Below are 25588 nucleotides of genomic sequence, written 5' to 3' on the forward strand. Positions count from 1 at the left end.
TCAACCTGAATTTCAAGTTGACTTGAGCCTACATCAAGAAATATGCAATAAATGGACTACTAAATATCACTATATATACAATACTTATCCAAGGTTGGTAGTTAATATAAAACTCTTTTGCTGTAAGTGACCACGGATGTTTAATAACAATCCAGCCAAAATAATCAAATACAACTGCAACACCACCCCATATTAATGAAGTAAATATAACATTTGAAATTGTTACTTCATCTAGACCACTAAAATATATCCAAGCAAAAATTGGAAATATAATTATATTATATATAGCGTGATACGGTTTAGTTTTCTCATATCCCTCACCCATTGAATTCTCATCCATAGGTTTCATCTTTAAGACAAAAATATTAAATGTTGTATGTAACATTCCAATACATGTAACTACTATATATGCAGTCCAAAACCACAACATTGATGAACCAAATTTTTCCATTTTTTTCTCCTCTTTACTTAATTATAAATGCAGTAATCATATCAACACTAGGTAAAACATAATTCTCATTTACCAATTGAGCATTTGCAACACCTTGAATAGTTGTAAATAAATGTGTAGCCATTGCTAAAGCATTTCCACTTCTAAATACACCACTTTTTTGACCTTCTTCTAAAACCTTCGATAGTTGAACATACAGATTACTAAATTTTTCCATTATGAAATCTCTATTATCGATTGAATCATTTAAAAAAGCTAATGACATCAATGATAATAATCTCGCTGTTTTAAAACTTTCAGTCATTGAATTTAACATTCCTGAAACTAATTCTAAAACAACAATTTTAGGATCTTTGATATACTCAATCATTTGTGGTAAAAAGTCCATCGAACTGGTTGCTTCAAAAACTAGTTCTTCAAATAAATCTTTCTTTGATTTATAGTATCTATACATTAATCCCGTACTTATATTTGCAGATTTTGCAATATCTTGTATACTTACTTGTGTAAATCCTTTTGTAGAAAACAGCAATAAACCTGCATCTTTAATTTTACTTTTTGCTTCCTCTCGCATGTTTTCAAAACGTTGTTCTTGCATATTCCCTCCTAATGAATAATTATTCATTCATTATTTTAATATAAAAAAAGTGTTTTGTCAATATAAATTCTAAACTTATATTAAAACACTTTTAAATTCTAAAAATAATCTGAAAAATAAGGAGCTTGTTGTTCTATAGCATCTTCTAACATATCTATTGTTTCATCACTTGCATTGATTCTTCTTATTTGTTTTAAGTACTCAGGACGTTTATATCCTAAAAGCATCGTAGTAAGGGATCCAATATCTATACTATCTTCAACCTTCTTTTGAACTCTATTTATTTCTCCTTTTCCATCTTTCGAAATAAATAATTCAAAAGTGCCAGAATTCCATTCAAGTAATGGATCAGATAAATTAAATATCCATTTTCTATCATGTGTATCTGCTTTAAATGGATATTGTTTTATAAAACCAACAACATCGACAATTCTCCCCATAAAATATGGTGAGATACTCTCTTTAATATCTGCATCTTCTAATAAAAATGATAGTAGTTCATCAGTATAAGTATCCCCTTTAACTTTACTTATCATTGAAAAATGTGCACTTACAAAATTCCATAGAGCAGTTCTCGCATCTTCATTTAAAAAATGCATCTCTTTAATATAAAATATTTCCTCATCTATATAATATATTAAAGCTCCTTCTAACTTTTCTTTCTCACTATAATAAACAGCAGCCATAATATCTGGTCTATCCCATCTAAAATATTCACTCCATGCGATATCATCTCTTAATAAGGCCCCATGCGTTTTCATAGCGAATATTAAATAAGCTTCTTTTACCTCATCACCTTCAGGATCAACTCTAACAACATCGCCTGATACCTTATGATATTTAGGTAATTGATAGTCACTAATTTCATAACTAATTTTATTACTTATTAATTCCCATCCTTTTTTTCTATAGTAAGGAATTGAATATGGAAAGAGATATGCAATAGTTTGGTCCTTTTCTTTCATTTCAACCAAAGATTGATAGATCAGTTTCTGCATTAAACCTTTATTTGCATATTCCGGAAAAGTTCCAACACCAGTTACCCCAGCCATTTTAAACGTTTTTCCATAAATTCTAACATTGAAATCATAAACTGCTATTTGTGAAACCAACTTATCTTGATCAAACCATCCAATAACATTAGCTTTTTCAAGTGCAGGGGATTTATCTTTAATTATTTCTGCTTCTTCCCAACCAGTTTGAGTTAAATCTCGATTAGTAACTTGAAATACATAACGCAATAATTCGTTATATTGATCTAAATCTTCAATTGTAACTTTTTTCATTTTTAATGAATGTCTAATTGCCATGCTATCTCTCCTTTTAATCTTTAAGTTTAGTATTTAATGACTTTTGTTGTTAAATTATTTTCACTTCTTTACCTGAAACAACAATAACTTCTTTATTACTTATTGGTTGTAAATTTAATTCACTAGCATATGTCTTCAATATTTTCTCAACTGCATTCTTGAAAGGAAAATTTCCTTGATGTGGAACAGTATAAAACTCTACTAAAGCTAAACCTTTTAAATCACTTAATTCAGGCGCTTTCTTTATTGTATCCATTAGTTTAATGTACTCAATATTTGGTGATGTAATAATTGACCCTGCCGATTCACCAATATATAATTTACCTTTTTCAACTTCTTGTTTAATCATTTCAAATGCATTAGATTTTTTTAACTCTTGTAATAAATAAAACGTATTACCACCTGATATATATATAATATCATTTTCCAAAATTTTTCTTTCTATTTCGCTATTATCTGCTTTTGAAACATCAAGTAAATCTACAATCATACCTAATTTTTCAATTGATTTAATTCCTGATTTAATATTTACATTAAATTTTTCAACATTTCCTGCTGTCGGAATAAATGTTACTCTTTTTCCTGTTAAATCACCTGTAAATTCATATAATTTTTCATGTACATCTTTAAAAGATGAAGTTAAAAACAATTTTTTCACAGCTTATTTCTCCTCATTATTTTTTTTATAAAACCATATCATAAATATTATTGCTACAACAATACTTACTATATTACATATAATAGCGATCACATTATTTTCTATTTTTCTTACTATTAAAAGATTTATGTTTAATATTACTAATGGTACTATAAATAGAATATATCTTTTAGTTGTCATGTTTATCCTCGTCTTATATTTTTTATAGTTTTATTATATCATTTTCAATTAAAATATTTATAAGTTATAATATAAATATAAAAATTGGGGTGATACGATGCAAAGTAAAATAAATATTTTCAACGTTATTAAAGACAGTTTAAAATTAATAAAAAAGAATTTTTGGGGATATATTATAACAATAATAGGAATTGAAGCACTTGCTTTATTTGTAATGAATGAATTTGGTAAAAGAGTTTTTAATATTGCTTTACTAACTGCAAATGTCGGTGGAATAACAAACAAAAATTTTACTGTTATTTTTAAAAATCCAATAACAATTTTTCTATTACTTACAATCATTGTTATCTCAGCAATCTTTGTTGTTCTTCAAATAACAATAACTAATTATTATGCAAGTAGAGATTATAGTAAAGAAAAAACAAATATCAAAACACCATTTAAAGCATTGAAAAAAATTAAACCCGCACATCTCTTAGTTTTAATCATCTATATTTTTTTAATAATGCCTAACGGAAATTTAGGAGTAGCATCAGGTTTAACTGCCAAAATCCATCTTCCTCGTTTTATTGTTGATTCTATCTTTGAAAACACATTTTATACTATAGTCTATATTAGTGGTATTATACTCTCTTTCTATTTAAACCTCCGATTCTTTTATACATTTGCAATTTTTACTAATGAAGATTTATCATTCATTGAATCTATGAAAAAAAGCTGGCAATTAACTAAACAAAACTTGCTTAAAATACTACTTTTAGTATTAATAATTACTTTGTTGTCATTATTATTCATATTGTTAAGTTATGGAATCAATTATGGTTTATATTCTATATTAAGTAGTCTTTTCCCAAAACATAGCAACATCATAAGATCAACTTTACAAGAGTTATTTGTTTTTACATATGTTATAATCTTATCTGCATCAACAATTTTTTTAATCCAAATAACTGTTGTAAGTTATCACCAAATTGAAGCTAAAAACATAATTTTTACTTCTTCAAATTTTGTAACACCTATTAAAAAGATGGTAACAATAAGTTTATCACTGCTAATATTTTTAAGCTTAACAATCATTATTCATAACAATCAAAAGAATCCTAATCTTTCTGGTGAAATTATGATTGTATCTCATCGAGGTGAATCAGTATACGCGATTGAGAATACTTTGGATTCATTAAGAATTGCAAATACTCATAATCCTTCCTATGTTGAAATCGATATTCAACAAACAAAGGATAATGAAATAGTTGTTTTTCACGATTCAACGCTTAGAAGACTTGCGAATAGAGCTAACACAATAAAATCACTTACTTTAGCAGAACTAAAAAACATAACACTAAGACACAACGGTTATGAATCAAAAATTGCATCTTTTGATGAATATTTATCATTAGCTAAAGAATTAAATCAACCTTTACTAATTGAGATTAAAACTACAAACCAAGATAGTATTACATTTATGAATGATATAATAACTAAAATCGAAGCACTCGATATGATGGAAATGGTGATTTTTCAATCACTTGACTTAAACTTTATCATAAAATTTAAAGAACAATATCCAAATATCACAACAGGTTATATAATCGGATTTACTCTTGGTTCACTAGAAAACTATAATGTTAATTTCTTCTCAATTGAATCATCATCAATAACAGCCAGAATATTATCAGATATTGAAAGATATAATAAATCTCTTTTTATTTGGACGGTAAACGATCGAGCAAGAATGCAAACTTACATTCAATCAAATATTGCAGGTATTATTACCGATTATCCTGGAATGGCCAATACTATAAAAAAAGAGTTCGAACGTAATCATTTTAATCGTGTTTTTTGGAGATTAGATTTCAAGTTCTACTAATATTTAAAAAATATACCTCATACATAAGGCACTGATAAAACCAGTATTCTAAATGTATAAGGTATATTTTATTTTAATCTCATTAACTTTAAAACTATTATTTTTTAAAAAAGATATCACTACTTATGATAGTTTACTTGCTAAAAGCCTTGCTACTAAAAAATAATTTACTCTGGAATCAATATCCAAGGAACCAAGAATTCTCTTATCCCAATTTGATGAATCAAGATTATCAGCAGCATATACGAAAGGATAAAAATTAACACCTCTTAATTTTGCAAATGCAGCAACTGCACTTATTTCCATTTCTACAACAATACACCCTTGTTTTTTTCTTTCCAAAAAGATTTCCATTGTTTCTCTATAAAAAGCATCCGTTGTCCATGTGTATCCTTTAACATAACTAATACCCGCAGCAGCGAAAATATTAGATATTTTATCATGTTCATATATATCAACAAAATCACTTGCTGGCATATAATGATAACTTGTTCCTTCATCACGATATGCTTTTGTCGGAATAACAATTTTTCCTGAAGTTATCGCTTTATCTAAAACACCACAAGCTCCATATAAGACAACATTTTTAATATCAAATGTATATACTATTTCTTCTAAAATACCTACTGTTATAGGTGCTCCTATTGGAGAAAAGTAAAAGATAATATCTTCAAAACCAACTACTTCATACACTGGAAATTTACCACTTGAAGATCCTATTTCAATATTTGGTAATTCATTAATCAAGTTCATTTCAATTAATTTTGTTTTTACTTTTGCTTGAAATGTAATAATAATTGTTTTAAAACTTTTAGGATATTTTGTTGCCACATCACTAACCTTTAAGATTTCATTTGAATCTCTATAACTACTTGTAATCATACTTATCCTCCGAAAATATATTATGTAATTCTAACACATCATCTTTTTATTGTCAATTTTGTTTTTCTAAGTTATTATTAATTCTATTTAAATAAGGAATAAGCTTATTTAAATCATTTTTTTGATTTTTTATATTTAATTCAAAAACTATTTTCACTCCTTCATTATTAATGAAATTTAATTTATAATCATTGCCTATTGTTACTTTTTTAATGTTAACACTTATTAGATCATTATATTTAATCATAATCGGCTTTTCAGCAACTTTTATTCCATTTCTTCTAATTCTTTGCAATTTTAACCCTTTATTAGAAATAATAACCATATATTTCTTTTTACCAAAAACATTTAGAATGCCTTTTAGTTGTATCCAAAAATTTGTAAAAATAAATATAGATGCTTTTGAAACTAATTTAGTATTAATAACATCTAATTCACCATATAATAATCCATCAAATAACTCATTGTTGTTACTCTTGTATGTGTCTTTAATTTTGTCTATTCTTGACATATCTGATAATCTCCTTTACTCTTGTTGCTACTATTATAATTGTTATGATTAATGCAATAACACTCCCTAATATTGTTAATCGTTCAATCATATTCTTTGGGGCGAAAACATATGTACAAACTTTTAAAAAACTAATAAATCCAAAAACAATATTACCCGCAATAATATTTTTATTTACATCATAATAAATAAAATAATAATCTGTTAAAGATTTTTTTCTATTATGATAAGCATTTGTATAATAATTCAAAATTTTCATAATTATAAAAAATCCAAAGTTTAAAACTAATATACCTAATGATATATTCCTTAGTAAATTATTAAGTATTGTGGGTATATCAGATAAAACAAATACTATAATAAATACTAAATCAATTATTAAACTGCATCCCAAATACTTTTTCTTATCTTCATTAAATTTACTAATCAATACTTTTGAATCACCTGTTGATTTAAGTAATTCATCAATTGTAATATTAAGAAGCTTTGAAATACTATCAAGCATATAAATCTCTGGTAAACCTCTTTTTGTTTCCCATTTAGATATTGTTTTTCTTGATACATATAAGATATTTGCTAATTCCTCTTGTGTAAGATTATTTGTTTTCCTATATTCTTTTAATCTCTCTGCAAACAATTCAGTATTCATATAATCATCCTCCTTGATTTAAGTTTAAATTAATTCATTCCTTAATGTCAATAAATTTTTGGCTACTTAACGTAGCATACATATTAATATCAATTTTATGACGTCTAGAACAAAAGCGAAAATAAATTTTCGCCTAATGTACTCTTTGAACACTTTTAATATATAATATGTATATGACAAAGACTGACTACATACTTAATACTTATACTGAAAGTTTAATGATTGCTAAATCTATAAGTAATAGAGTTTATCAAAATGAATTTAATAGACTTTTTAATTTGAAACATATTAGAGATAAATTTGATAATAAAATTACTATCAAAGATATCTTTTTAAATTGTTGGGATAAATTTAAATCTAATAATATAGATAAACTACGTTCTTCAGTTATTAAAAATGTCGAAGACATAATTTTCTGCAAGGACTATCGAAAGGGATATATTGCTTTTAGCTGTAAACGTTGTGATAATTTCACTTTTACAGCTTTTTCTTGTAACTCTAGGTTTTGTTCTACTTGTGGTAAAAAATATCGTGACTTTCGTTCAATAGAGATTCAGTCTAAACTTATTAATGTTTCTCATAGGCATTTTGTTTTTACTGTTGCTGAAGAACTACGTATTTATTTCTTTAAATATCGTGATATGCAAAACTTACTTTTTGATGCTGTTAATGATACTCTTACTAATACTTCTATCACTTCTAAAAAAGAAATTGCTAATAACTATAAATTAGGTTTTGTTTCTTTCTTACATACTTTTGGTAGAGATTTAAAACCTAATCCACATATTCATGCTTTAGTTGCTGAGGCCAAAGTTAGTTCTTCTGGTAATGTGAAAAAATATCATTATTTTCATTTTGAACAGTTAAGAAAATATTTTATGTTCTCTTTATTAAACCTAATGTCTAACTACTTAAATGAATCTCATCCTAGCGAACTAAAAGCTTTCAACATTCTAAAATACTATTTAATTAAGACTTACTCTAAAGGGTTTTATATCTATGCTCCTCCTAATAACTCTAAACTTACTACCATTAAAGATATTGCTAATTACATTGCTAGATATGGCTCTCATCCTGCTATTAGTGAATCTAGGATTGTTTCTATTGATTATGCTAGTAACACTATTACCTGGAAGTTTAATCCTCATGAAGATGATGGTCTAACTAGTGATGATCCTAATTATCAAGGTACTAAGTTTATTACCGAATCTATTGATGCTTTTATCATCAAACTTATCAGACATATTCCTGATAAGCATTTTCATCTTATTAGATATTTTGGTTTTTATGCTAATAAATCTAAAACTATTCCTAAAATACCCAAAATATTATGGATTAATAGAATTCGTATGTTAAAATCTATGTTGAAATATACTGTATTACTTTATAATACTTTTAAGTTCGATCCACACATTTGTAAGTGTGGATCCAAAATGACTTTTGATTATTCATTGTCTTATTTCCCTATGAAAGGTTGTGTTTTTTAGTGCCTAAATATTATTCTATTAAAAAGTTTGAAATTAGTGATGATAATCTCAAATCAAAATATCAAGATTATTTACGCGAAGTGTTATTAGGTAATCTTCCTGCTCCTGCTTTGTCTTATGAAAAGTTCATTGATTTTGAACCTATGTTTGAAGAGGTTATCATGAAATGTCTTGAATGTAAGTTCCAAGAAACTATTGAACATTCTCATATGTTATTTTCTATGTCTATAACTGGTACTCCTTTTCCTATTGAAACATGTCCTGTTTGTGGTATGACTGCTTTTATGCCTCTTGATATTTATCGCAAAATTAAAGGCTATAAGTAATAAATTATTTTAGTACTTTATTGAACCTTGTTTAAGGTTTTTTTCTGTTTATATTTATGTTTTTTTTAACTAACCCTGTTTTTGAATGATAAAATAGAATTTACTATATAACAAAAAAATCCAATGAAAGATACTGTAATAATCTTCCATTGGATATCAAGTTTTTTATACTCACTATATTATTTTTCAAACATAGTTTCATTTATAAATATTTTTTTATCTTTAAAATCTATCTTCATTTTTATTCCATATGGGATTATTGTTTTTGGATGAGCATGTCCAAAATTTAAGTTAAAAACAATTGGAACCATATACTCACTTGTTATATCCAAAATAATATCTTTATATTCATTGTAATAAACTTCATCTTGTGGTTTACCTACTATAACTGCTGAAACATTTTTAAAAATATCCTTCTTTTTTAATTCATTAAGCATTTCTCGATAGTGTTTTGGATTATGTTTTTCCTCACTAGTTTCTAGAAATAATATTTTATTCTTCCAATCACTTGGAAAAAGACTATATCTTTCAATAATTTCTTTTTCTTCTTTATATCTTTCACTCACAATAGCATCATATAAACTTTCCAAGCATCCACCTAACAATATACCTTCAACACTATTTTTTCCTCTAAAAAATTCGAATCCACGTTTTTCAGCATGTGATATTCTACTAGTTCCTAAAACTAAATTCGAAAAGTCACTTCTTTCTTCGTACCATAGACTACTAGATTTAATTTCATTTTGTTGTTCATTAACAAAGAATCTCATAAAACTTTCTTTAGTATATGGTAACATTTCACTGTCTAATTCTGCTAAATCAACTAAAAAATTTGGTCCATAATAACTAACCATTCCAAGTTTATAAAACATTAAATGATTTATTGTTGTATCTGAATATCCAGTAAAAACTTTAGGATTTGATTTTACTTTTTCGATAAAGCTTTTATCTTCCATTAAGTATGGTAAAGTTCTAAAAGTATCATCCCCACCAATTACGCATATAATACCTTTTATTTCATCATTAAAAAATGCATCTTTTAAATCCTGTGCTCTATCTTGAGGATTATTTTTAATGTGTTCTAATCCTTTTAATGAATTAGGCATAAATACAGGAATAAGTCCAAAACTTTTTAATCTTTCAATTCCTAGATTAAGTTGATGACTTGTAAACTTTTCTCCAAGAATTCCACTAGATAAACTCACAATAGCAACTTTATCACCTTTATTTAATTTTTTAGGTTTTATCATATAATTCACGCTTTCCAAAGATTAAAATATAGATTTATAATCTTATTCTCCTTCAATTTCATATACATATCCATTTTTGCCTTGATTTTTAGCCTTATAAAGCAATTTATCAGCTTTATCAACTAAATTTTTACGTTGAAGTGCTCTTACTACACCAATTGAAATAGTTACTTTAATCTCTTCATCACTAAATATTTTTTTCATTATTTCATCTAATATTTTTTGAAGTAATTCTTTAATCCTTATTTCATCCATAAAAATTAATCCTAAAAACTCATCTCCACCTATTCTATAGAAATGATTATATTCAGTTTCATATTTTTTCAATACACTTGCCAATTCAATTAAAACTTGATCACCAATTTTATGACCGTATGTATCATTTATTTTCTTAAGATTATCAACATCTAAATAAATGACATGAAGATTTTCATTTGTATATCTTATATTATAATGATAATCAAAAGTATATTTATTATATAAGCCTGTTAGAGGATCAATATGTGAGTTATACCATGCAATTTCTTCATTTGACATACTTTTACTAATTTCAGAAAAAACACAATAATTTATTTTAGAATTTTTAGATACTGGTCTTTGATATGCATTTATCCAATATCTTTTATTGTTAACTAAAATTGGAAAAACAATTTTATGTGCTTTATTATTTTCTAAAAAGAAATCTTTTAATTGTTTAAATGCCTCTTTTTTCCCTAAGACTCTTGCATAATCATTATTAAAATCAAAATAATTTAAAAGCTCACTCAACATTATTTTATTCTTATTTTCAAGTCCTAATATTTCTAAATTTCCCAACATTACAGTAAATTCAATATCATCTTCAACATTAATAGAAAAAAGGAAAACGCGTTCTTTACTATCTAATATTAAGTCATCTAGAATATTCAAACCAAACTCATTCTTTAATCTCTCTTGTGCTTTTAAAAAGTATTCATTTTTCATCACTAACACCACCTACTTGAGTTTATCTATATTATACTATTTTTCGTACAAATAAAACTATTATGATTAATATGTTTTATTTTATCATTTTTTTCATATTTATAAACAAAGAAAAATACTTTGGATTTTTAATAATCCAAAGTACACAATCAATATTAACTATTTATTTTATTCTACCATTTAAACTATAATCAAATTTTGAGTTTCAACAAATCTTTTTTATACTAGAAGAGTATATCATCTGTTTAGAAATTTTCGATATTCTTATATTTACTTAAGATTACTTAAAACATCGGAAACAGAATTTGTTTGATTTTTTGCAAATGAGATTGCATCAACAACACCACTTTTAATCCCATAACTATCATATCTTTTAAACATAGGAATATCATTATAATCATCACCAATAACATGGATACCCCCATTAAATCCTATTAGTTTTGTCAATCTATCCACACCATGTCCTTTATGAATCCCTGACATTCCAATTGCAACATACTGATTATTTGGATATGCAGTAATTCCATCATCCCCTAGTTCAGCATTAATCTGCGCCGCTAGTTTAAATGCACTTTCAGGATTATATGTGTCAACATAGTATCCTCTAACTTGATTAACATCAACATCTAACTTATTAATATTTTGCTCACCAATTATTCTTGCTTGATCAATACCATTAGAAAGCATATATTCTTTAACATTGTGCTTACTTAAAATATCTTGAATAAGATGAACTGTCCTAGAATCAAGTTCATGTGAATACATTACTTCAATTTTTTGATTGGTTGCTATTGCACCATTTACACCAATAATATAATCAAAAGGTACTTGGTATTTTTTTAATTCCGTAAGAACTGAATTAATTGGTCTTCCAGTACAAATTGAAAATATATTCCCATTTTTTCTAAACTCTTTAATTGCTTCAATATCACTTTTTTTAACTTCATTATTTATTAATAATGTACCATCAAAATCACTTGCAACAAAATGCATAAAAATACCTCCTAAAATAAAGCTATTAACTTTATGCTTTAATTTATAATAACATTTAACTTATATAGTTTCAATATTTAGTATCTTTATAACCAATATATCCATCGTTATATTCAATTAATTTACAATATGCTATTTATTATTTGATAAATATTTGTTTTTTATGTAAAATCATATATATAAAAGAAAAAGGAGATTCATATGGCTTATATTAATGATAAAAATCCAACTGTTACACTAACAGTTAAAGACTTTGGTGACATTAAAATTCAATTGTTTCCAGAAGTCGCACCAAACACAGTAGCAAACTTTATATCTTACGTTAAAGATAATTATTACAATGGATTAATCTTCCATAGAATTATTAAAGGATTTATGATTCAAGGTGGTTGGGGTGCATCTAAGAATGATCCAATAAAGGGTGAATTTAATCAAAACGGATTTAAAAATCCATTATTACATACACGCGGTGTAATATCGATGGCGAGAACCCAAAATCCAAATTCTGCAACTTCTCAATTTTTTATTATGCATAAAGATAGTCCTCATCTTGATGGAGGTTATGCTGGTTTTGGACAAGTTATTGAAGGGATTGATGTTGTTGATAAAATCGCATCAGTAAGAACAGATTTTCAAGATAAACCATTAGATGATGTGATTATCGAATCGATCAATCTAGATTTAAAAGATTATAAAGAAATCCCTGTAGAATATATTAAATAAGTATAAAGACAAAGGTAATCCTAGCGGACTACCTTATTTTTTTCAATTTCATCAACTGCACTTTGATAATTTTGTTTAGCACTTTCATTCAACCAGTAATTTGCTTTGTCTTGATTTTCTTTAACACCAAATCCGTCACGATAACATTTATATAATTGATATTCAGCACTTGCATATCCTTGTTTTGCTGATTTTTCATACCACATAAATGCAATTTTAGAATCAACTTCCACAAATTTACCATAAGCATAACATAATGCCAAATTATACTCTGCTACACTATATCCTAAGTATGCTGCTTCTTTATACCATTTAAAAGCCACTTCTAAGTTAATATCTACTCCATATCCTAATTCATAAAATAAACCAACATTATTAATTGCCATTGAATTCTTATAATCAGCAGCTTTTTCATAATAACTTAAAGCTGCTTTATAGTCTTGTTCAACTCCAATACCATGCTCATATAATCTCCCTAAATTATAAAGAGCGCTTGAATTACCATTTTTAGCAGATTCATTGAACCAATAAAATGCTTTTTCATCATCAATATCAATCGTTGTTCCATTTTCATAAAAATAGGCCAAATTACATTGAGCTATTGCATTACCATGTTCTGCTGCTTTTAAATACCATTTAACTGCTTCTTCTAAATTAACATCAACTCCAAGACCACATTCATATATATAACCAATATTATTCTCAGCACGTTCATTCTCATCTTTAGCTGCTTTGAGATACCAATTCATTGCTTTATGATAGTCTTTTTCCGTTCCTAATCCATTTTCATAAAGATATGCAAGATTAGCTTGTGCGCTTGAATTTCCTTGAATCGCTGATTTTTCGTAAAACTCAAAGGCCTTTTGATAATCTTTTTCAACACCTTCTCCAAGTTCATACTTAAGTCCTAAATTTAATTGTGATTTTGAGTATCCTTGTTCTGCAGCAGACTTATACCAATAAACTGCTTTTTCATAATCTATTGATACTCCATTACCTTTATCGTACATATAAGCTAAGTTATGTTGTCCAACTTCGTCGCCACGTTCTGCAGCAATTTCATAGTAATAAAGGGCTTTTTCATAATCAGTATCTACTCCAAGTCCACTATCATACATATATCCTAAACTAACAGTTGCAGATGTATATTTTTGCTCATGAGCTTTTAAGTACCAATTGATTGCTTCTTCATAGTTTGCTTCTGTACCTTTTCCATAGGCGTATAATTGACCAAGATTATGTTGTGCAGTAGCATATCCGCCTTGTGCGGCTTTTTCGTACCAATAGAGAGCTTTCTCATAATCAATATATCCCATTTTTCCATGTTCATATATAACACCTAAATTTGATTGAGCAATTATAAATCCATTATTTGCGGCTTTTTCATAATATTCAAGACCTTTTTCAATATTTGGTTCACCATATTGACCCATCTCATAAATATATCCTAAATTATTTTGAGCTCTCGCATTTTCTTGTTTACTAGCCTCTTCATACCAATAAACAGCTTTTTCAATACTCTTTTCTGTGCCAACACCTTCAGCATATAGATATGCTAGATTTGTTGCTGCAATAGAATCATTTAGCATTGCCGCTTTTTCATAATAATCAAGAGCCATTTTTAAATTTTTTTTATATCCAATACCTTCTTCATAGAAATAACCTAATGTTAAAAATGCTTTTGGAAAATTATTATCTTTAGCTTTTTCATACCATTTAATTGCTTCTTGTAAATCTTCATTAACAAAAACTCCATATCTATAACATTCTGCTAGACTATACATTGATGCAGGATATCCTAATTCAGCTGCTTCCTTGTATATTTCAAATGCAGCTTCTAGATTAGTTTCTGTCCCATATCCATACTCATAAAAAAATGCTAAACTTTGCATTGCAGGTGCATAATTATTTTTAGCAGCTTCGTTATACCAATAATAAGCATTATCTAAACTTTCTTCAACTTCGATCCCATATTCATAGAAATATCCAAGTGAATATTGTGCATAACTATGACCTCTTTCAGCAGCAGTTTGATACCAAAATAATCCTTGGACTGCATCTTTTGTAGTTCCAATCCCATAAAAATAATATCTCCCTAAATCTGCTTGAGCATTTAAATGTTTTTTATTTCCTGCTTTTAAAAACTGATTAAAAGCAGCACTATCGTTCACTTCTGTACCAAGTCCATTTTGATAGCATAATCCTAAATTATAGATTGTATTTGGTGTTTCAGATTTACTTGCTTCTTCATACCAATAAAATGCTAAATCATCATTTTTCTCAATAAATATTCCTTCTCTATTAAAAAAAGCTAAAAATAATTGTGCACTATGTAAACCTTCTAGTGCAGCTTTTTCACACCAATTAAATGCTTCAACATAATCTTTTTCAATAGATCCTAGTCCTTCAAAATAGAAAACACTCAATAAATAAGCACTATAAGTATCATTAGTTGCTTCTTCTAATAATCCTTCAAAAGAAATATAATAGTAATAATTCGCTTTTTCTAAATCTGCTTGTACACTAACACCCATTTCATTCATCCAGCCAATGTAATATCCTGCTTTAGGGTTTTGATCATTGTTATAACTCTTTTTAAAATATTCAATTGCTTTATTTAAATTCACTTCAATTCCATACCCTTCATAATACATTACTCCTAAATAAAGGTATGCTAAAGCATTATTCATGTTTAATGCTAAACTTTCTAACTCCGCTATTTCTTTTTTTATATACAACTCATAAATATTCATAATAAATTCCTTCCAATAAAGAAAAATACAACAAGAAACTATATATCTTGTTGCATTTTGTTTCTAATAAATAAATTATATCATATATATCATTGACATTAATCTTCATATTAGTCTCATCTAGTTATTCTTCTTCCAAGAGATTGTTTTTACTTTTTATGAACCTCAAGAATCTTTTTAGCTGTATTAATAGTTCTTATTGTTACTAAATTATTGACTTTACTGCTTGCAAATTTTGAAAGAACTGTTTTTTGAAATGCTGATAATTTGGCACGCCAATAAAAAACATTTTTATAGACATACATACTTTCATGTTCTGTTACCTTAGATTTTAAGGCTTCAAATATTTCTTCCGTAGAAGTTGGCGGAATAACAAAAATAATCGTATCATAATAATCTTTATCTATTTCTTGTAATTCTAATGGTATATTATCTATTACATCAATAAGATTATCAATTTCAATAATTAAAACAGTAATATCAAGATTAAACTCTTTTTTAATAATTTCCTCGGAGGCTCTTTTTATGCTTTCAATATCTTTTTCATCACTTGAAAAAATAACATTGCCACTATTAATATATGTTTTAACATTAATATACCCAAATTTTTCAAATGCTTCTTTAAGTTCTTTCATTGGAACTTTATTCTTTCCACCAACATTAACCGCTCTAAGTAATGCTACATATGTTTTCATATTAATCCACCTTTTTTTATTTATCTATAATAAATTTCCTATTTAAACTGTACCTTTTTTATAAGAGATCCACTTAATATATTATATTTTACTTATTTTCTATATTCAATATTTGCTTTCCTTGCTTGTTCTGTTAACTTTCTTGTTGGTATAAAAAACTTTTCACCATCTTTAATAAAATTCGTTCCACATTGCCTAAAGTTAAAGTTCACATTATGTTTCATACATTGTTTTCTAATATCTAAAACCCAATCAAAATCTAATGGTCTAGCATTTATGTCTGATTCTCCCCCAACGACAACAAGTTCAATATCTTTCAAATATGGTTCGATATTAATACGTTCAATTAATGGTTGGCAAACAATATTTTTATGTTTTATTGGTAATCTGTTTAATATACTTAACTTTTTATCAACATTCTTTTGGTTTTCAACAGATACTCCAACAACTAAATTATCATATCCATCATTCCAATCATCTGGTAATATATTTTCAAATCTATCAATTCTTTTTGTTAAAAAAAGAAAAATTAAATCACTTCTTTCTTTTATCATTTTATAACATTCTAGTCGCCATTCATCTGCTTCTTCAATTAAAAAATCGGAACTAAAACAAAGATACACAATTGATCCACTCTTAATCTTGTATTCACCATTTTTATTTTTTTCAATTGGTTTATAAAAATCTTTCGTTTTAACAATTAGATTTGTATCAGTATTTCTTTTATAATCACCTTTATGAATATAACAAAACTTACAACCATCACTAACTCGATGGCAACCTCTCCAAGGATTCCAAAGCATTATCTCACCTATCCTTATCTATGAAAAAACTTTTTCTATTAATATTAAAATCATTATACTTAATAGAAATCATTAATTCTTCAAGTATTACTAACGATGCAAAAACTAGTACAAAGAAATAATAAATATCATTAACAAAATTGGTTATTACTGGAATTAAAAAAATTAGAAAGCCTAAAGCTTTATTTCCAATTGTATGAACAATAAACATTTTTTTATATTTGAAATAATTAATAAAAATAACAATAAGCTTAATAACAAATAAAACTATTAAAATCGTTATATATCCTAATACTAATTCATTTTTATTAACACTTATCCAGATAATTGTTATTGAGAATAAAAAGAAATCAGAAAAACTATCAAGTTGTGCACCAAGTATAGTTTCTTGTTTTAGTTTTCTAGCTAAAAAACCATCAACAACATCACTTAACCCAGCAAGAATATAAAAAATAAAAAAATGATTACTTCTAATGAAAAATATGCTAACAGCTACCAATATTATTCGTATTAATGTAACAATATTTGGAATATTGATTTTTTTCATAAACTCATGTAATAATTAAATTGTATTAGGTTAGTTAGAATACAACTTAATTATTTACTCCCTTCTTTCTAATTTAATATAATATAAATGTACTGTGGATTTGTTACATATTTATACAGCATTGACTGTTTGAAGGTGACGCTTACCACGGTCTTTATTTTAATCAGCAATAGTTAGTTAGCGCTTTGACGCTTTTTACATGATTATGAGATAAAGACTTGCTGGACTTAACACAGTACCAAAAATTTAATTGGAGGTGTGTACTTATGATCTACATTGGAATAGATATCTCTAAGTACAAGCACGACTGTTTCATCGCCACTGAAACAAGTGTGTCGTTTTCTTTTGAAAACAATTCATCAGGCTTTAAGGAGTTATTAGAACACTTTAAACCATTTAACAAAAGTGAAATGATAATAGGCCTTGAAGCTACAGGTCATTACGGAGATAACTTAAAATCATTTCTTTCTTCCCATGGATTTTCATTCATGGAAATTAACCCTCTCTTAGTCAAGAAGTTTAGCGACTCTAAATCACTAAGAAAGTTAAAAACAGATAAGAAAGACGCAAAATTAATCTCTGAGTATATGATGACTGTAGACTACAAAGCCTATCATCATCAATCTTATCATATAAGTGCCTTAAAATCACTAACACGTGAACGTTCAAAACTTATTTCATTTAGGACTGCTCAATACAACATGATAACCAAAACACTTGATATTATTTTCCCTGAGTTTAATCCTTTTATGAAGGAACAAGGCTATTCAGATACTTCTTTATATATCTTAAGCTATTTTAAGTCTCCAGATAAAATAGCCAAGATGACTGATCTTCACTATGATAAAATTAGAAAAAAATCAATGGGTAAGTTTTCTTATCCTAAGTTTATGAAACTTAAGGAATTAGCAAAAGAAACAATTGGTACTAGCCAAGACTATCATTTAGATAGACTTAGTACTTCGATATCTTACGTTGAGAAACTTAATACAGATATCAAAGTGATTGAATCTAGGATTACCGAATTAATGAAGAAATATCCTACATACTTTGGAAGTATTAAAGGTATTGGAATACTTACCGAAGCAATTATTCTAGCTGAATACGGTAATATTTCTCTTTATGATAGTCCTTCTCAGATGGTGTCATATGCTGGATTAGATTCAACAATTAAACAATCTGGAACCATGTCTACTACCGGTAAACTAGTTAAACGTGGCAGCAAATATTTACGATCCGCCTTAATCAATATAACTTTGATATTGATGGTTAACAACCCCTTATTTTATGCTTATTATCATAAGAAGAAACAAGAAGGTAAACACCATAGGGTAGCGCAAGTAAATCTAGCAAAGAAACTTATTCGAGTTATACATCACTTAGAAACAACTAAAACATATTTTGATTCGAGTCTTCTAAAATAACTCTTTACTTAAACTGTGGCGGTTAAGTAAAAGTCATCTGTAATAACTAGTAAAACCTCATTTCTAAGCAAATAGAGGTCTTTTCGTGTTTTCTTTAAAATAACACTTGACTTTTAATAGTTAGTCACCTTCATTCTTAATTTGAAAAAGAAATCACCTTCATTCTTAATTTGAAAAAGAAATCAATACTAATAAATTGACTTCTTACTTTACATCTTTATTTTTTATCTAATTCTAAAACTTGTAAAACTCTCATTTGTTCATTAATGTTCTCATCAATTAAATACTGTTCAAAAACAATCGTATTTTTAAGTTTATATTCTTTATGTTTAGAATACTTATTAAGTAAGTATTCCCAAGAATTATTCAAATCCTTAAACAAAACAACTTGTCTTACAACTAATCCTCCTAGTATTTTACCTTTAAGTGGATTACCTTTAACCTTAATACTATCTGGAGTTACAATACATAATTGAAATACAAAATCATCATTTTGTTCTTTTCTAAAGTCATATCTTCCAAAAATATAAATTGGTTCACTAGGTTTTGTTAAGTCAATATTATGATCACTTAACCACTTCATACTATATTTTCTTCCTTCATCAATAGCATTACTACCTTTAAAATCATAAATACTTACATCAAATATTTTTGAATTTCTAATCTCATCAGTATTTACATTTGTATTTTTATAATCAATCGACATATATAAATCGATATTTCCAATATGATCTAACATCTCATCAAAACCATGATGTTCTTCTAGCCATTGTCTTTCTGATAATTGAAATTTACTATTTTGAAGCCAAGATCCAAATCTTTGCCAGGTTTCTGCAATTTTTCCCCCGATATCCATTCTATCTTCTTTTTTAACTGTTACAAGTGCATACATGCCACCTTTAATTATTTTTATATCTAATGGATTAGCATTTTTTTTCACTTTTTCATTTAGTGTAAGACAAACTTCATATCCATAAATACCACTATCATCTATTGGATTAGGATTGTTATATCCAAAGACTCTTAATCCCTCACTAACAATATCTAGTTTATTTTTTTTAACCCATTCTTTAAATAATGCAAATGCACCATCTTCTGGGTTTTTACCATAATAATTAAACGTTACAACCTCAAAATCATTCATATGTTTTAAAATTTGGATGTCTAATGCTTTTTCTTCTAATCTCATAAAATTCCTTTCAATTAAGTTAATTTTTTTAAACTTAAAGAAAGAGTATTGTTTCTTGTATTGAGATGGTAAAAACCCAGTTATTTTTTTAAATGCTCTACTAAAAGTATCTAAACTTTCATAATCATATAAAAAAGATAAATAAGTTGCTGTTTTTCCGGATTTTAAATGCATAGCAGCCTCACTTATTCTTCTTAATCTGATATATTCTTTAACTGAATATCCAACGATTGATAAAAAGAATCTATATAGATTTGATTTTGACATTCCACTGCTTAAAGAAATTTCTTCAATATTTATTTTCTCTTCTAACTTGCCTTCTATCTTATCAATAGCGTTTTGTAGTATCTCATATATATTCACAACAATAACCTTCTTTCTAATTCAATTTTAACTAATTTGAATAGAAAAAACTCGACATTTTTTCCAAAGATAATCATAAAATAAAAAATATTTTCAACTATAAAAGTTTAATTGGTAAAAAATATCCAAATCTATACACAAGGTTTTCTATATCTAAATTAACATACCCTATATTAGAATAATATTCCATCGAAAATCCATAACTGTAATTTGGAATATATGACGTTTTCTTTAGATGTTCAAGTAAAAGATTATGTGCTCCACGTTCTAAATTAGGACTATCGCCCTCTATCCAAAGGATTGCAACTAAACATTTTGGAATATTAATATAATCATAATGAGGTAAAATATCACTTTCAATTTTTCTATATATATTACTCCTTAAAATTTAAAATCTATTTTTTTAAACATAGAATAATATCTTCCATCAAAAGGAATAAATTCTAAAACGCAAAAATCTGGATCTTTATGTTTTAATTCCGAGTTTGGATATGCACTTTTATATCCATCTTTCCAAAATTCTTTTTTAACATCTAAATCATTAACAATTTTCATAGTACCTTGTATACTCTATTTATAATTATAGTATTCGGTGAGTATACATTCCTTCCGCATAATTTTGTACTATAATTTAACTAAGGCGCCGTGGATTTGTTTCATATAAATAACGCTTTGACGTTCATTAGAGGCTCTTACCACGGTTCCTATTTTTACTATCAATTAGTTAGTTAACGCTTCGACGTTTTATCACAAGGATATAGAAATAGGATTCCCGTGCAAACTACGCGCCAAATAAATAGGAGGCGAGATCTATGTTCCATGTAGGAATAGATATCTCAAAATTTAAACACGACTGCTTTATAGCTACTAATGCAGGCGATACGGTTTTGTCATTTACATTTAATAATGACCATGAAGGATTCCAAACTCTAAAAAAAGAGTTAGTAGCACTAGGTGATAAAACCCAAATAAAAATAGGGTTAGAATCAACTGGACACTACGGAATCAATTTAAAATCATTTTTATCTAAGTTAGGATATACCTACTTAGAGTTCAATCCTCAATTAACGAATAAGTTTTCGAAGGCTACCTCGTTAAGAAAGACTAAAACTGATAAAATTGACGCTAAATTAATATCAAGTATGTTAGGTCACTTTGATTACAAAACCCTACATACATCATTTTATCATGAAAATGATTTAAAAGAATTAGTTAGACTAAGAGAAAATTATCTTGAGTCTAGAAGCAGGGAGTTAGTAAGACTCACTAACATCCTTGATAAGGTATTCCCAGAATTTAAACCTTTTTTTAACAATATATTAGGTAAAACCCCTTTATATATCTTGAAAAAGTTTAAAACTAAGGAAAAGATTGCAAATCTTAATAATGACCATTATGATACTTTAAGGAAAATGTCAATGGGTAAACTTAGTTATCCTAGGTTTTCTAATCTAAGACATTTAGCTAAAGTATCGGTTGGTATATCTAGTAAAATCTATGAATCCTTGATTCCCATGATTGTAGATAACTATTATCATTTAACAGAGCTTATAAACCAATTAGATGAACAAATAACAATTTTGTACAACGATACCGATTCCTTAATTCACACTATTCCAGGTATTGGAATAATCACTGCCGCTTCTATTTATGCAGAAATCGGTAATATCAATCGTTTCACTAATTCCGGACAAATAATAGCTTATGCTGGATTAGATGTTAGTGTTAGTCAATCAGGTACACAGGAACATCAGGGTAAAATTGTTAAACGAGGTTCTTCTTTACTTAGAAAGAAACTTTATAACTATGCTCTTTTAAGTTTAAGATTCATTCCACAATTTCATGACTACTATCATAACAAGAAAACATTAGGTAAACATCATAAAGTGGTTTTAACACATATTTGCAGAAAATTAATCCGCATTATTTTTCACATTCAAATTAATAAAACACCATTTGATTTAAATAAGATTAAGTAATTTGTAGCTAATTATTTATCTTTATATTCACACCTGAGCCTATTTATAGGTTTTTTTGTATTTTATTTATCATTTCATTTTACTTTCTATAGTTAGTCTCTAAGTAAACAACCTTTATAAAATAATGAATTATAAAAATAAACTGATGTTTTACTATTATTTTCTACATTACTAACGTATTTTGAACTTGTGTTTGTAACAAAATATATCTTATTTACATTATCTCTTTTTATTGCAGGCAAAACTGCTTTTGCAGTTGGATACCCATCCTCATCTATCGCACATAATATAAAGTTTTTGACTTTTTTATGTAATTTATTTACATCTATTAAAATTTCTTTTTTCATATTATTTCCCCTATTCGTTAATTTCTTATCAATTATTCTCCTTTATTACATTGTCAAACTTTTTCATTTTATTAATTTCTAGTTTATATTTCTTCAAAAATTACTAGATTATCATTAATTAAACTTCTTAACAGGAATGATAACAATGTTGCAATTATAACAATAATAAGATATTGTTTTTTTAGTTTTCCACACAGGCATTTCAGATAAAGCAAAGCCATCTTTAGATGTACCAAAAACTGTTGAAGGCATTTTACCTCCTTTTTTAATCCATTGATTTCTCATTCTACTTGCTGGGATGAAACCTTCTTCCATTTCTTTATTACAGTAAGGGCATTCCATAAATTACTCACTCTCTTTCTTTTTATAAATTATTTTTAAAATCATCTATAGTAATATCTTTATTCATTTCATAGTTTCCTTTATAATTATTATACATTTTTTTATAATTATGTCACTATTATTTATGTTGAATGATAACATTAGTTGAAGTTCATGCTTTTATATATGAATAACACATCCACATTGATTTAAATATCTTGATTGTTTGAAATACCCTACTTACTTGCAAACTTTATTCAAATCCTTTGGCTAGTTTACTAATATTCAATTTTATTAATACCTCCTTATATACTCTACTAAATAGTAGTAAGTCTTTAATACTTGTTATTTGTTCTAGTATTATTTTTGTCATAATATCATCAACCTTTCGTTAATAATTATTCTAACAAAAAAAGAGTTCCTTTAGTGCTAAGAATTGGGGATTCTTATTTGCACACTATTAGGTACTCTTATTTAACCATTTATAAAATTACTTAATTCTTGATTTTCCTTAACTTTTTTGTAGGCTAAAGTATTGATGTCAGTCTACTTAATGAGAATCATATCATTTTATTTGATAAGTTTTTCTTTTTCATTATTATAATTTTATTGTAATGTTTCTATAAAAATCATTTTTAAAACTTTATAAGGTATAGGCTGATTAACAAAAATTTTCATCATACCTTTAGGTGTTATTTGATAATCATTTAATTCATCAATATGTAAAGAAATAGCTTTTGCTTCTATATTAATATAAGTTTTAAAAGGAATTAATCTAATAAAGTTCTTATCTTTATAATATGAAGGCAAACTTGCCCATAGGCGTTCTTCTATAAGTGGTTCAACCTCAAAAATAATATTTCTAACCGTTATAAACAATGATTTTAAATCATCATTGAATTTTTCTAATTTATACTCAACATCTTCAATCATATTCTGTATTCCATTGATTATGCTTTGTTCTTTATCTTCACAGGAATAAAACTTTCCATTTGTGCATTGTCAAGATTTTCTTTGATAAATGGAGGTGTAATGATATGTCCCATAGCATAGTGATTTTCTCTTTCATCAAGTTCTAAATAATCAGAAGACTTAATCCATTTGATTGCTTCTCCATATAATTCTTCGTTTCTTTTATTATCCCCATCATTATAAAAATAGGTCACATATAATCCACCATCAAAATCCATAACCGGAAATGATTTTGTATCAAGACCCTCAAATATTGCATACATCCAAACTAGTCCTTGTTGCTTTTTATCATAATACAAATAATCCCTTGGTGAAAAATTATCTTGATTCTTAACAGTAATTTCAGAAAAATAGGCATTGAATTTTCCAAGTTTTCCTTCTGGATTAAAATCAAAGGCTTGATCCACTCCTGAATGAACTGCTTTAAAAGCTGGTATACTAATTAATCTAAATTTCATACATTTCTCCTTCTACATGGTAATAAATATCCAAATTTATATACCGGATTTTCTTTATTTAAATGCGTGTAGCCAATTGACGTATAATATTCCATTGAAAATGCTAGGCTGTAATCCTCAATGTAATCTGTTTTCTTTAAATATTTTAGTAAGTGATTATGAGCGCCACGTTCAAGATTTGGTGTATCGCCCTCTATCCAAAGGATTGCCATTTTGCACTTAGGTATATCAATATAGTCGAATCCTTCAGGAATATCACTATTTTCCAGAAGAAAAACTCCTGGCATTTCAATAAATGTTTTTGTTTCTAGATTAGAATTCCCCATCCATCCAATACAATCTTCATTTGGTGATACTTTATTTTTTAAATTTTGTAATAAATCATTATCCCCATTATCAAGATAAGATTTCCAATGTTTCTTTGCATTTCCACCAAACTTCACTGTTGTTTTTTTACCAACCATTCTCACAGCATTAAAATCCTTAATCTCTAATTGATAGCTTATACCCATAATTCATCCTCTCTTAATTCAATTTAACTTAAACGTCTATACGTTATCTCTAAAATTATCACTAAATATTTTTATAAATGTATCCTTGGTATTCTCTGATTAATATATATTTACAACATACCTTTTGGCGTTATTATATATCCTTTTAGTAGATTTTTATTTTTAATACTAGAATTCTCATACATCATTTCTCTTTTATAAGTTACTGGATTCTTTATTAACATGATCACTAAAAGGGCTAAAATAATTGACTTACTTCTTATACCAATTTTTTCTGATATATTTCCACTAATTCTTATCTTTAAACAGACAGTTACAATACTTTTGTAAATGTCAATACCAAACTAGGTCAATATATTGGTGCGAAACTAGGTCAG

The 25588-nt window shown here is 26.9% G+C and carries 27 protein-coding genes; 6 read left to right on the top strand and 21 right to left on the bottom strand.

Annotated elements, in window-relative coordinates; translation table 11 throughout:
• Positions 1-28 precede the first annotated feature (28 nt).
• From EXC62_RS08055 to EXC62_RS08070, 4 genes are all read right to left on the bottom strand, one after another.
• On the bottom strand, positions 29-451 hold the full coding sequence (locus EXC62_RS08055; protein ID WP_026390257.1) for a hypothetical protein: 423 nt from the start codon (positions 449-451) through the stop codon (positions 29-31).
• A gap of 13 nt (positions 452-464) precedes the next feature.
• A complete protein-coding gene (locus tag EXC62_RS08060; RefSeq protein WP_026390258.1) occupies positions 465-1049 on the bottom strand; it encodes a TetR/AcrR family transcriptional regulator in 585 nt (194 codons plus the stop codon).
• A gap of 98 nt (positions 1050-1147) precedes the next feature.
• Complete coding sequence (locus EXC62_RS08065) at positions 1148-2359, bottom strand: GNAT family N-acetyltransferase (RefSeq protein ID WP_026390259.1); 1212 nt, start codon at positions 2357-2359, stop codon at positions 1148-1150.
• Positions 2360-2408: 49 nt separating this feature from the next.
• Positions 2409-3017, bottom strand: coding sequence for a Type 1 glutamine amidotransferase-like domain-containing protein (locus EXC62_RS08070; protein ID WP_026390260.1), 609 nt, complete (start codon positions 3015-3017; stop codon positions 2409-2411).
• Positions 3018-3294: 277 nt separating this feature from the next.
• Between EXC62_RS08070 and EXC62_RS08075 the strand changes: the two genes are divergently transcribed.
• Positions 3295-5064, top strand: a complete 1770-nt coding sequence (locus EXC62_RS08075; RefSeq protein ID WP_026390261.1) for a glycerophosphodiester phosphodiesterase — start codon at positions 3295-3297, stop codon at positions 5062-5064.
• Positions 5065-5187: 123 nt separating this feature from the next.
• Here EXC62_RS08075 and EXC62_RS08080 read toward each other — a convergent pair whose 3' ends face one another.
• Genes EXC62_RS08080 through EXC62_RS08090 form a run of 3 tightly spaced genes read right to left on the bottom strand, consistent with a single transcriptional unit; the run spans position 5188 to position 7106 of the window.
• The gene (locus tag EXC62_RS08080; RefSeq protein ID WP_052589767.1) at positions 5188-5946 is read right to left on the bottom strand and encodes a nucleoside phosphorylase; all 759 of its coding nucleotides are present in this window, start codon (positions 5944-5946) and stop codon (positions 5188-5190) included.
• A gap of 52 nt (positions 5947-5998) precedes the next feature.
• A complete protein-coding gene (locus EXC62_RS08085; protein ID WP_162140139.1) occupies positions 5999-6457 on the bottom strand; it encodes a hypothetical protein in 459 nt (152 codons plus the stop codon).
• On the bottom strand, positions 6435-7106 hold the full coding sequence (locus tag EXC62_RS08090; RefSeq protein ID WP_052589769.1) for a helix-turn-helix domain-containing protein: 672 nt from the start codon (positions 7104-7106) through the stop codon (positions 6435-6437). Before EXC62_RS08090 ends, EXC62_RS08085 begins: the two co-directional genes overlap by 23 nt.
• Before the next feature lie 173 nt (positions 7107-7279).
• On the opposite strand from EXC62_RS08090, the gene EXC62_RS08095 reads away from it, so the two are divergent.
• Positions 7280-8593: an IS91 family transposase gene (locus tag EXC62_RS08095; protein ID WP_162849145.1), complete on the top strand. Its 1314-nt coding sequence runs from the start codon at positions 7280-7282 to the stop codon at positions 8591-8593.
• On the top strand, positions 8593-8919 hold the full coding sequence (locus tag EXC62_RS08100) for a hypothetical protein (protein ID WP_129747575.1): 327 nt from the start codon (positions 8593-8595) through the stop codon (positions 8917-8919). Before EXC62_RS08095 ends, EXC62_RS08100 begins: the two co-directional genes overlap by 1 nt.
• Positions 8920-9098: 179 nt before the next feature.
• On the opposite strand, the gene EXC62_RS08105 is transcribed toward EXC62_RS08100, so the two are convergent.
• The 3 genes from EXC62_RS08105 to EXC62_RS08115 all read right to left on the bottom strand — a co-directional run bounded on the left by EXC62_RS08105 (position 9099) and on the right by EXC62_RS08115 (position 12125).
• Positions 9099-10169, bottom strand: coding sequence for a S66 family peptidase (locus EXC62_RS08105; RefSeq protein ID WP_026391003.1), 1071 nt, complete (start codon positions 10167-10169; stop codon positions 9099-9101).
• A 42-nt stretch (positions 10170-10211) separates the two neighbouring features.
• A complete protein-coding gene (locus EXC62_RS08110; RefSeq protein WP_026391002.1) occupies positions 10212-11132 on the bottom strand; it encodes a GGDEF domain-containing protein in 921 nt (306 codons plus the stop codon).
• Between the two features lie 270 nt (positions 11133-11402).
• Complete coding sequence (locus tag EXC62_RS08115; RefSeq protein ID WP_026391001.1) at positions 11403-12125, bottom strand: HAD-IIB family hydrolase; 723 nt, start codon at positions 12123-12125, stop codon at positions 11403-11405.
• Positions 12126-12326: 201 nt separating this feature from the next.
• On the opposite strand from EXC62_RS08115, the gene EXC62_RS08120 reads away from it, so the two are divergent.
• On the top strand, positions 12327-12848 hold the full coding sequence (locus EXC62_RS08120; RefSeq protein ID WP_035375876.1) for a peptidylprolyl isomerase: 522 nt from the start codon (positions 12327-12329) through the stop codon (positions 12846-12848).
• Positions 12849-12868: 20 nt separating this feature from the next.
• Here EXC62_RS08120 and EXC62_RS08125 read toward each other — a convergent pair whose 3' ends face one another.
• From EXC62_RS08125 to EXC62_RS08140, 4 genes are all read right to left on the bottom strand, one after another.
• Positions 12869-15601, bottom strand: a complete 2733-nt coding sequence (locus tag EXC62_RS08125) for an SEL1-like repeat protein (RefSeq protein ID WP_052590046.1) — start codon at positions 15599-15601, stop codon at positions 12869-12871.
• Positions 15602-15750: 149 nt separating this feature from the next.
• Positions 15751-16296 carry a DUF1697 domain-containing protein gene (locus EXC62_RS08130; RefSeq protein WP_026390999.1) on the bottom strand — a complete coding sequence of 182 codons (546 nt, stop codon included), beginning with the start codon at positions 16294-16296 and terminating at the stop codon, positions 15751-15753.
• Between the two features lie 92 nt (positions 16297-16388).
• A complete protein-coding gene (locus EXC62_RS08135) occupies positions 16389-17102 on the bottom strand; it encodes a DUF5131 family protein (RefSeq protein WP_026390998.1) in 714 nt (237 codons plus the stop codon).
• 1 nt (position 17103) lies between these two features.
• Positions 17104-17646: a CDP-alcohol phosphatidyltransferase family protein gene (locus EXC62_RS08140; protein WP_162140303.1), complete on the bottom strand. Its 543-nt coding sequence runs from the start codon at positions 17644-17646 to the stop codon at positions 17104-17106.
• A gap of 266 nt (positions 17647-17912) precedes the next feature.
• Between EXC62_RS08140 and EXC62_RS08145 the strand changes: the two genes are divergently transcribed.
• Positions 17913-19070 (top strand): IS110 family RNA-guided transposase, encoded by a 1158-nt coding sequence (locus tag EXC62_RS08145; protein WP_129747577.1) that lies wholly within the window; start codon positions 17913-17915, stop codon positions 19068-19070.
• A 217-nt stretch (positions 19071-19287) separates the two neighbouring features.
• Here the strand turns inward: EXC62_RS08145 and EXC62_RS08150 are convergent, their stop codons facing one another.
• Both EXC62_RS08150 and EXC62_RS08900 read right to left on the bottom strand, forming a co-directional pair.
• Positions 19288-20622 (bottom strand): effector binding domain-containing protein, encoded by a 1335-nt coding sequence (locus EXC62_RS08150; RefSeq protein WP_052590063.1) that lies wholly within the window; start codon positions 20620-20622, stop codon positions 19288-19290.
• A gap of 381 nt (positions 20623-21003) precedes the next feature.
• Entirely contained in the window at positions 21004-21177 is a 174-nt protein-coding gene (locus tag EXC62_RS08900) for a hypothetical protein (protein WP_156907477.1), read from the bottom strand.
• Positions 21178-21434: 257 nt separating this feature from the next.
• Between EXC62_RS08900 and EXC62_RS08155 the strand changes: the two genes are divergently transcribed.
• Positions 21435-22601, top strand: a complete 1167-nt coding sequence (locus EXC62_RS08155; protein ID WP_026391051.1) for an IS110 family RNA-guided transposase — start codon at positions 21435-21437, stop codon at positions 22599-22601.
• Between the two features lie 92 nt (positions 22602-22693).
• Here EXC62_RS08155 and EXC62_RS08160 read toward each other — a convergent pair whose 3' ends face one another.
• From EXC62_RS08160 to EXC62_RS08180, 5 genes are all read right to left on the bottom strand, one after another.
• Positions 22694-22948 carry a pyridoxamine 5'-phosphate oxidase family protein gene (locus EXC62_RS08160; RefSeq protein WP_052590061.1) on the bottom strand — a complete coding sequence of 85 codons (255 nt, stop codon included), beginning with the start codon at positions 22946-22948 and terminating at the stop codon, positions 22694-22696.
• 114 nt (positions 22949-23062) lie between these two features.
• Entirely contained in the window at positions 23063-23290 is a 228-nt protein-coding gene (locus EXC62_RS08165) for a PF20097 family protein (RefSeq protein ID WP_035375895.1), read from the bottom strand.
• Positions 23291-23875: 585 nt separating this feature from the next.
• Positions 23876-24202 carry a DUF1801 domain-containing protein gene (locus tag EXC62_RS08170; RefSeq protein ID WP_026391047.1) on the bottom strand — a complete coding sequence of 109 codons (327 nt, stop codon included), beginning with the start codon at positions 24200-24202 and terminating at the stop codon, positions 23876-23878.
• A 17-nt stretch (positions 24203-24219) separates the two neighbouring features.
• Complete coding sequence (locus tag EXC62_RS08175) at positions 24220-24699, bottom strand: hypothetical protein (RefSeq protein WP_026391046.1); 480 nt, start codon at positions 24697-24699, stop codon at positions 24220-24222.
• Positions 24696-25211, bottom strand: coding sequence for a GyrI-like domain-containing protein (locus tag EXC62_RS08180; RefSeq protein ID WP_162140306.1), 516 nt, complete (start codon positions 25209-25211; stop codon positions 24696-24698). Before EXC62_RS08180 ends, EXC62_RS08175 begins: the two co-directional genes overlap by 4 nt.
• Positions 25212-25588: the final 377 nt, after the last annotated feature.

The organism is Haploplasma axanthum (genome assembly GCF_900660745.1).
In the GTDB taxonomy this organism is placed as follows: domain Bacteria; phylum Bacillota_I; class Bacilli_A; order Acholeplasmatales; family Acholeplasmataceae; genus Haploplasma; species Haploplasma axanthum.

Coding starts and splice junctions, on each gene's coding strand:
- EXC62_RS08055 (WP_026390257.1), bottom strand. CDS start 451: ATGGAAAAATTTGGTTCATCAATGTTGTGGTTTTGGACTGCATATATA.
- EXC62_RS08060 (WP_026390258.1), bottom strand. CDS start 1,049: ATGCAAGAACAACGTTTTGAAAACATGCGAGAGGAAGCAAAAAGTAAA.
- EXC62_RS08065 (WP_026390259.1), bottom strand. CDS start 2,359: ATGGCAATTAGACATTCATTAAAAATGAAAAAAGTTACAATTGAAGAT.
- EXC62_RS08075 (WP_026390261.1), top strand. CDS start 3,295: ATGCAAAGTAAAATAAATATTTTCAACGTTATTAAAGACAGTTTAAAA.
- EXC62_RS08080 (WP_052589767.1), bottom strand. CDS start 5,946: ATGATTACAAGTAGTTATAGAGATTCAAATGAAATCTTAAAGGTTAGT.
- EXC62_RS08085 (WP_162140139.1), bottom strand. CDS start 6,457: ATGTCAAGAATAGACAAAATTAAAGACACATACAAGAGTAACAACAAT.
- EXC62_RS08090 (WP_052589769.1), bottom strand. CDS start 7,106: ATGAATACTGAATTGTTTGCAGAGAGATTAAAAGAATATAGGAAAACA.
- EXC62_RS08095 (WP_162849145.1), top strand. CDS start 7,280: ATGACAAAGACTGACTACATACTTAATACTTATACTGAAAGTTTAATG.
- EXC62_RS08105 (WP_026391003.1), bottom strand. CDS start 10,169: ATGATAAAACCTAAAAAATTAAATAAAGGTGATAAAGTTGCTATTGTG.
- EXC62_RS08110 (WP_026391002.1), bottom strand. CDS start 11,132: ATGAAAAATGAATACTTTTTAAAAGCACAAGAGAGATTAAAGAATGAG.
- EXC62_RS08115 (WP_026391001.1), bottom strand. CDS start 12,125: ATGCATTTTGTTGCAAGTGATTTTGATGGTACATTATTAATAAATAAT.
- EXC62_RS08120 (WP_035375876.1), top strand. CDS start 12,327: ATGGCTTATATTAATGATAAAAATCCAACTGTTACACTAACAGTTAAA.
- EXC62_RS08125 (WP_052590046.1), bottom strand. CDS start 15,601: ATGAATATTTATGAGTTGTATATAAAAAAAGAAATAGCGGAGTTAGAA.
- EXC62_RS08130 (WP_026390999.1), bottom strand. CDS start 16,296: ATGAAAACATATGTAGCATTACTTAGAGCGGTTAATGTTGGTGGAAAG.
- EXC62_RS08140 (WP_162140303.1), bottom strand. CDS start 17,646: ATGAAAAAAATCAATATTCCAAATATTGTTACATTAATACGAATAATA.
- EXC62_RS08145 (WP_129747577.1), top strand. CDS start 17,913: ATGATCTACATTGGAATAGATATCTCTAAGTACAAGCACGACTGTTTC.
- EXC62_RS08900 (WP_156907477.1), bottom strand. CDS start 21,177: ATGAAAATTGTTAATGATTTAGATGTTAAAAAAGAATTTTGGAAAGAT.
- EXC62_RS08155 (WP_026391051.1), top strand. CDS start 21,435: ATGTTCCATGTAGGAATAGATATCTCAAAATTTAAACACGACTGCTTT.
- EXC62_RS08160 (WP_052590061.1), bottom strand. CDS start 22,948: ATGAAAAAAGAAATTTTAATAGATGTAAATAAATTACATAAAAAAGTC.
- EXC62_RS08165 (WP_035375895.1), bottom strand. CDS start 23,290: ATGGAATGCCCTTACTGTAATAAAGAAATGGAAGAAGGTTTCATCCCA.
- EXC62_RS08170 (WP_026391047.1), bottom strand. CDS start 24,202: ATGATTGAAGATGTTGAGTATAAATTAGAAAAATTCAATGATGATTTA.
- EXC62_RS08175 (WP_026391046.1), bottom strand. CDS start 24,699: ATGAAATTTAGATTAATTAGTATACCAGCTTTTAAAGCAGTTCATTCA.
- EXC62_RS08180 (WP_162140306.1), bottom strand. CDS start 25,211: ATGGGTATAAGCTATCAATTAGAGATTAAGGATTTTAATGCTGTGAGA.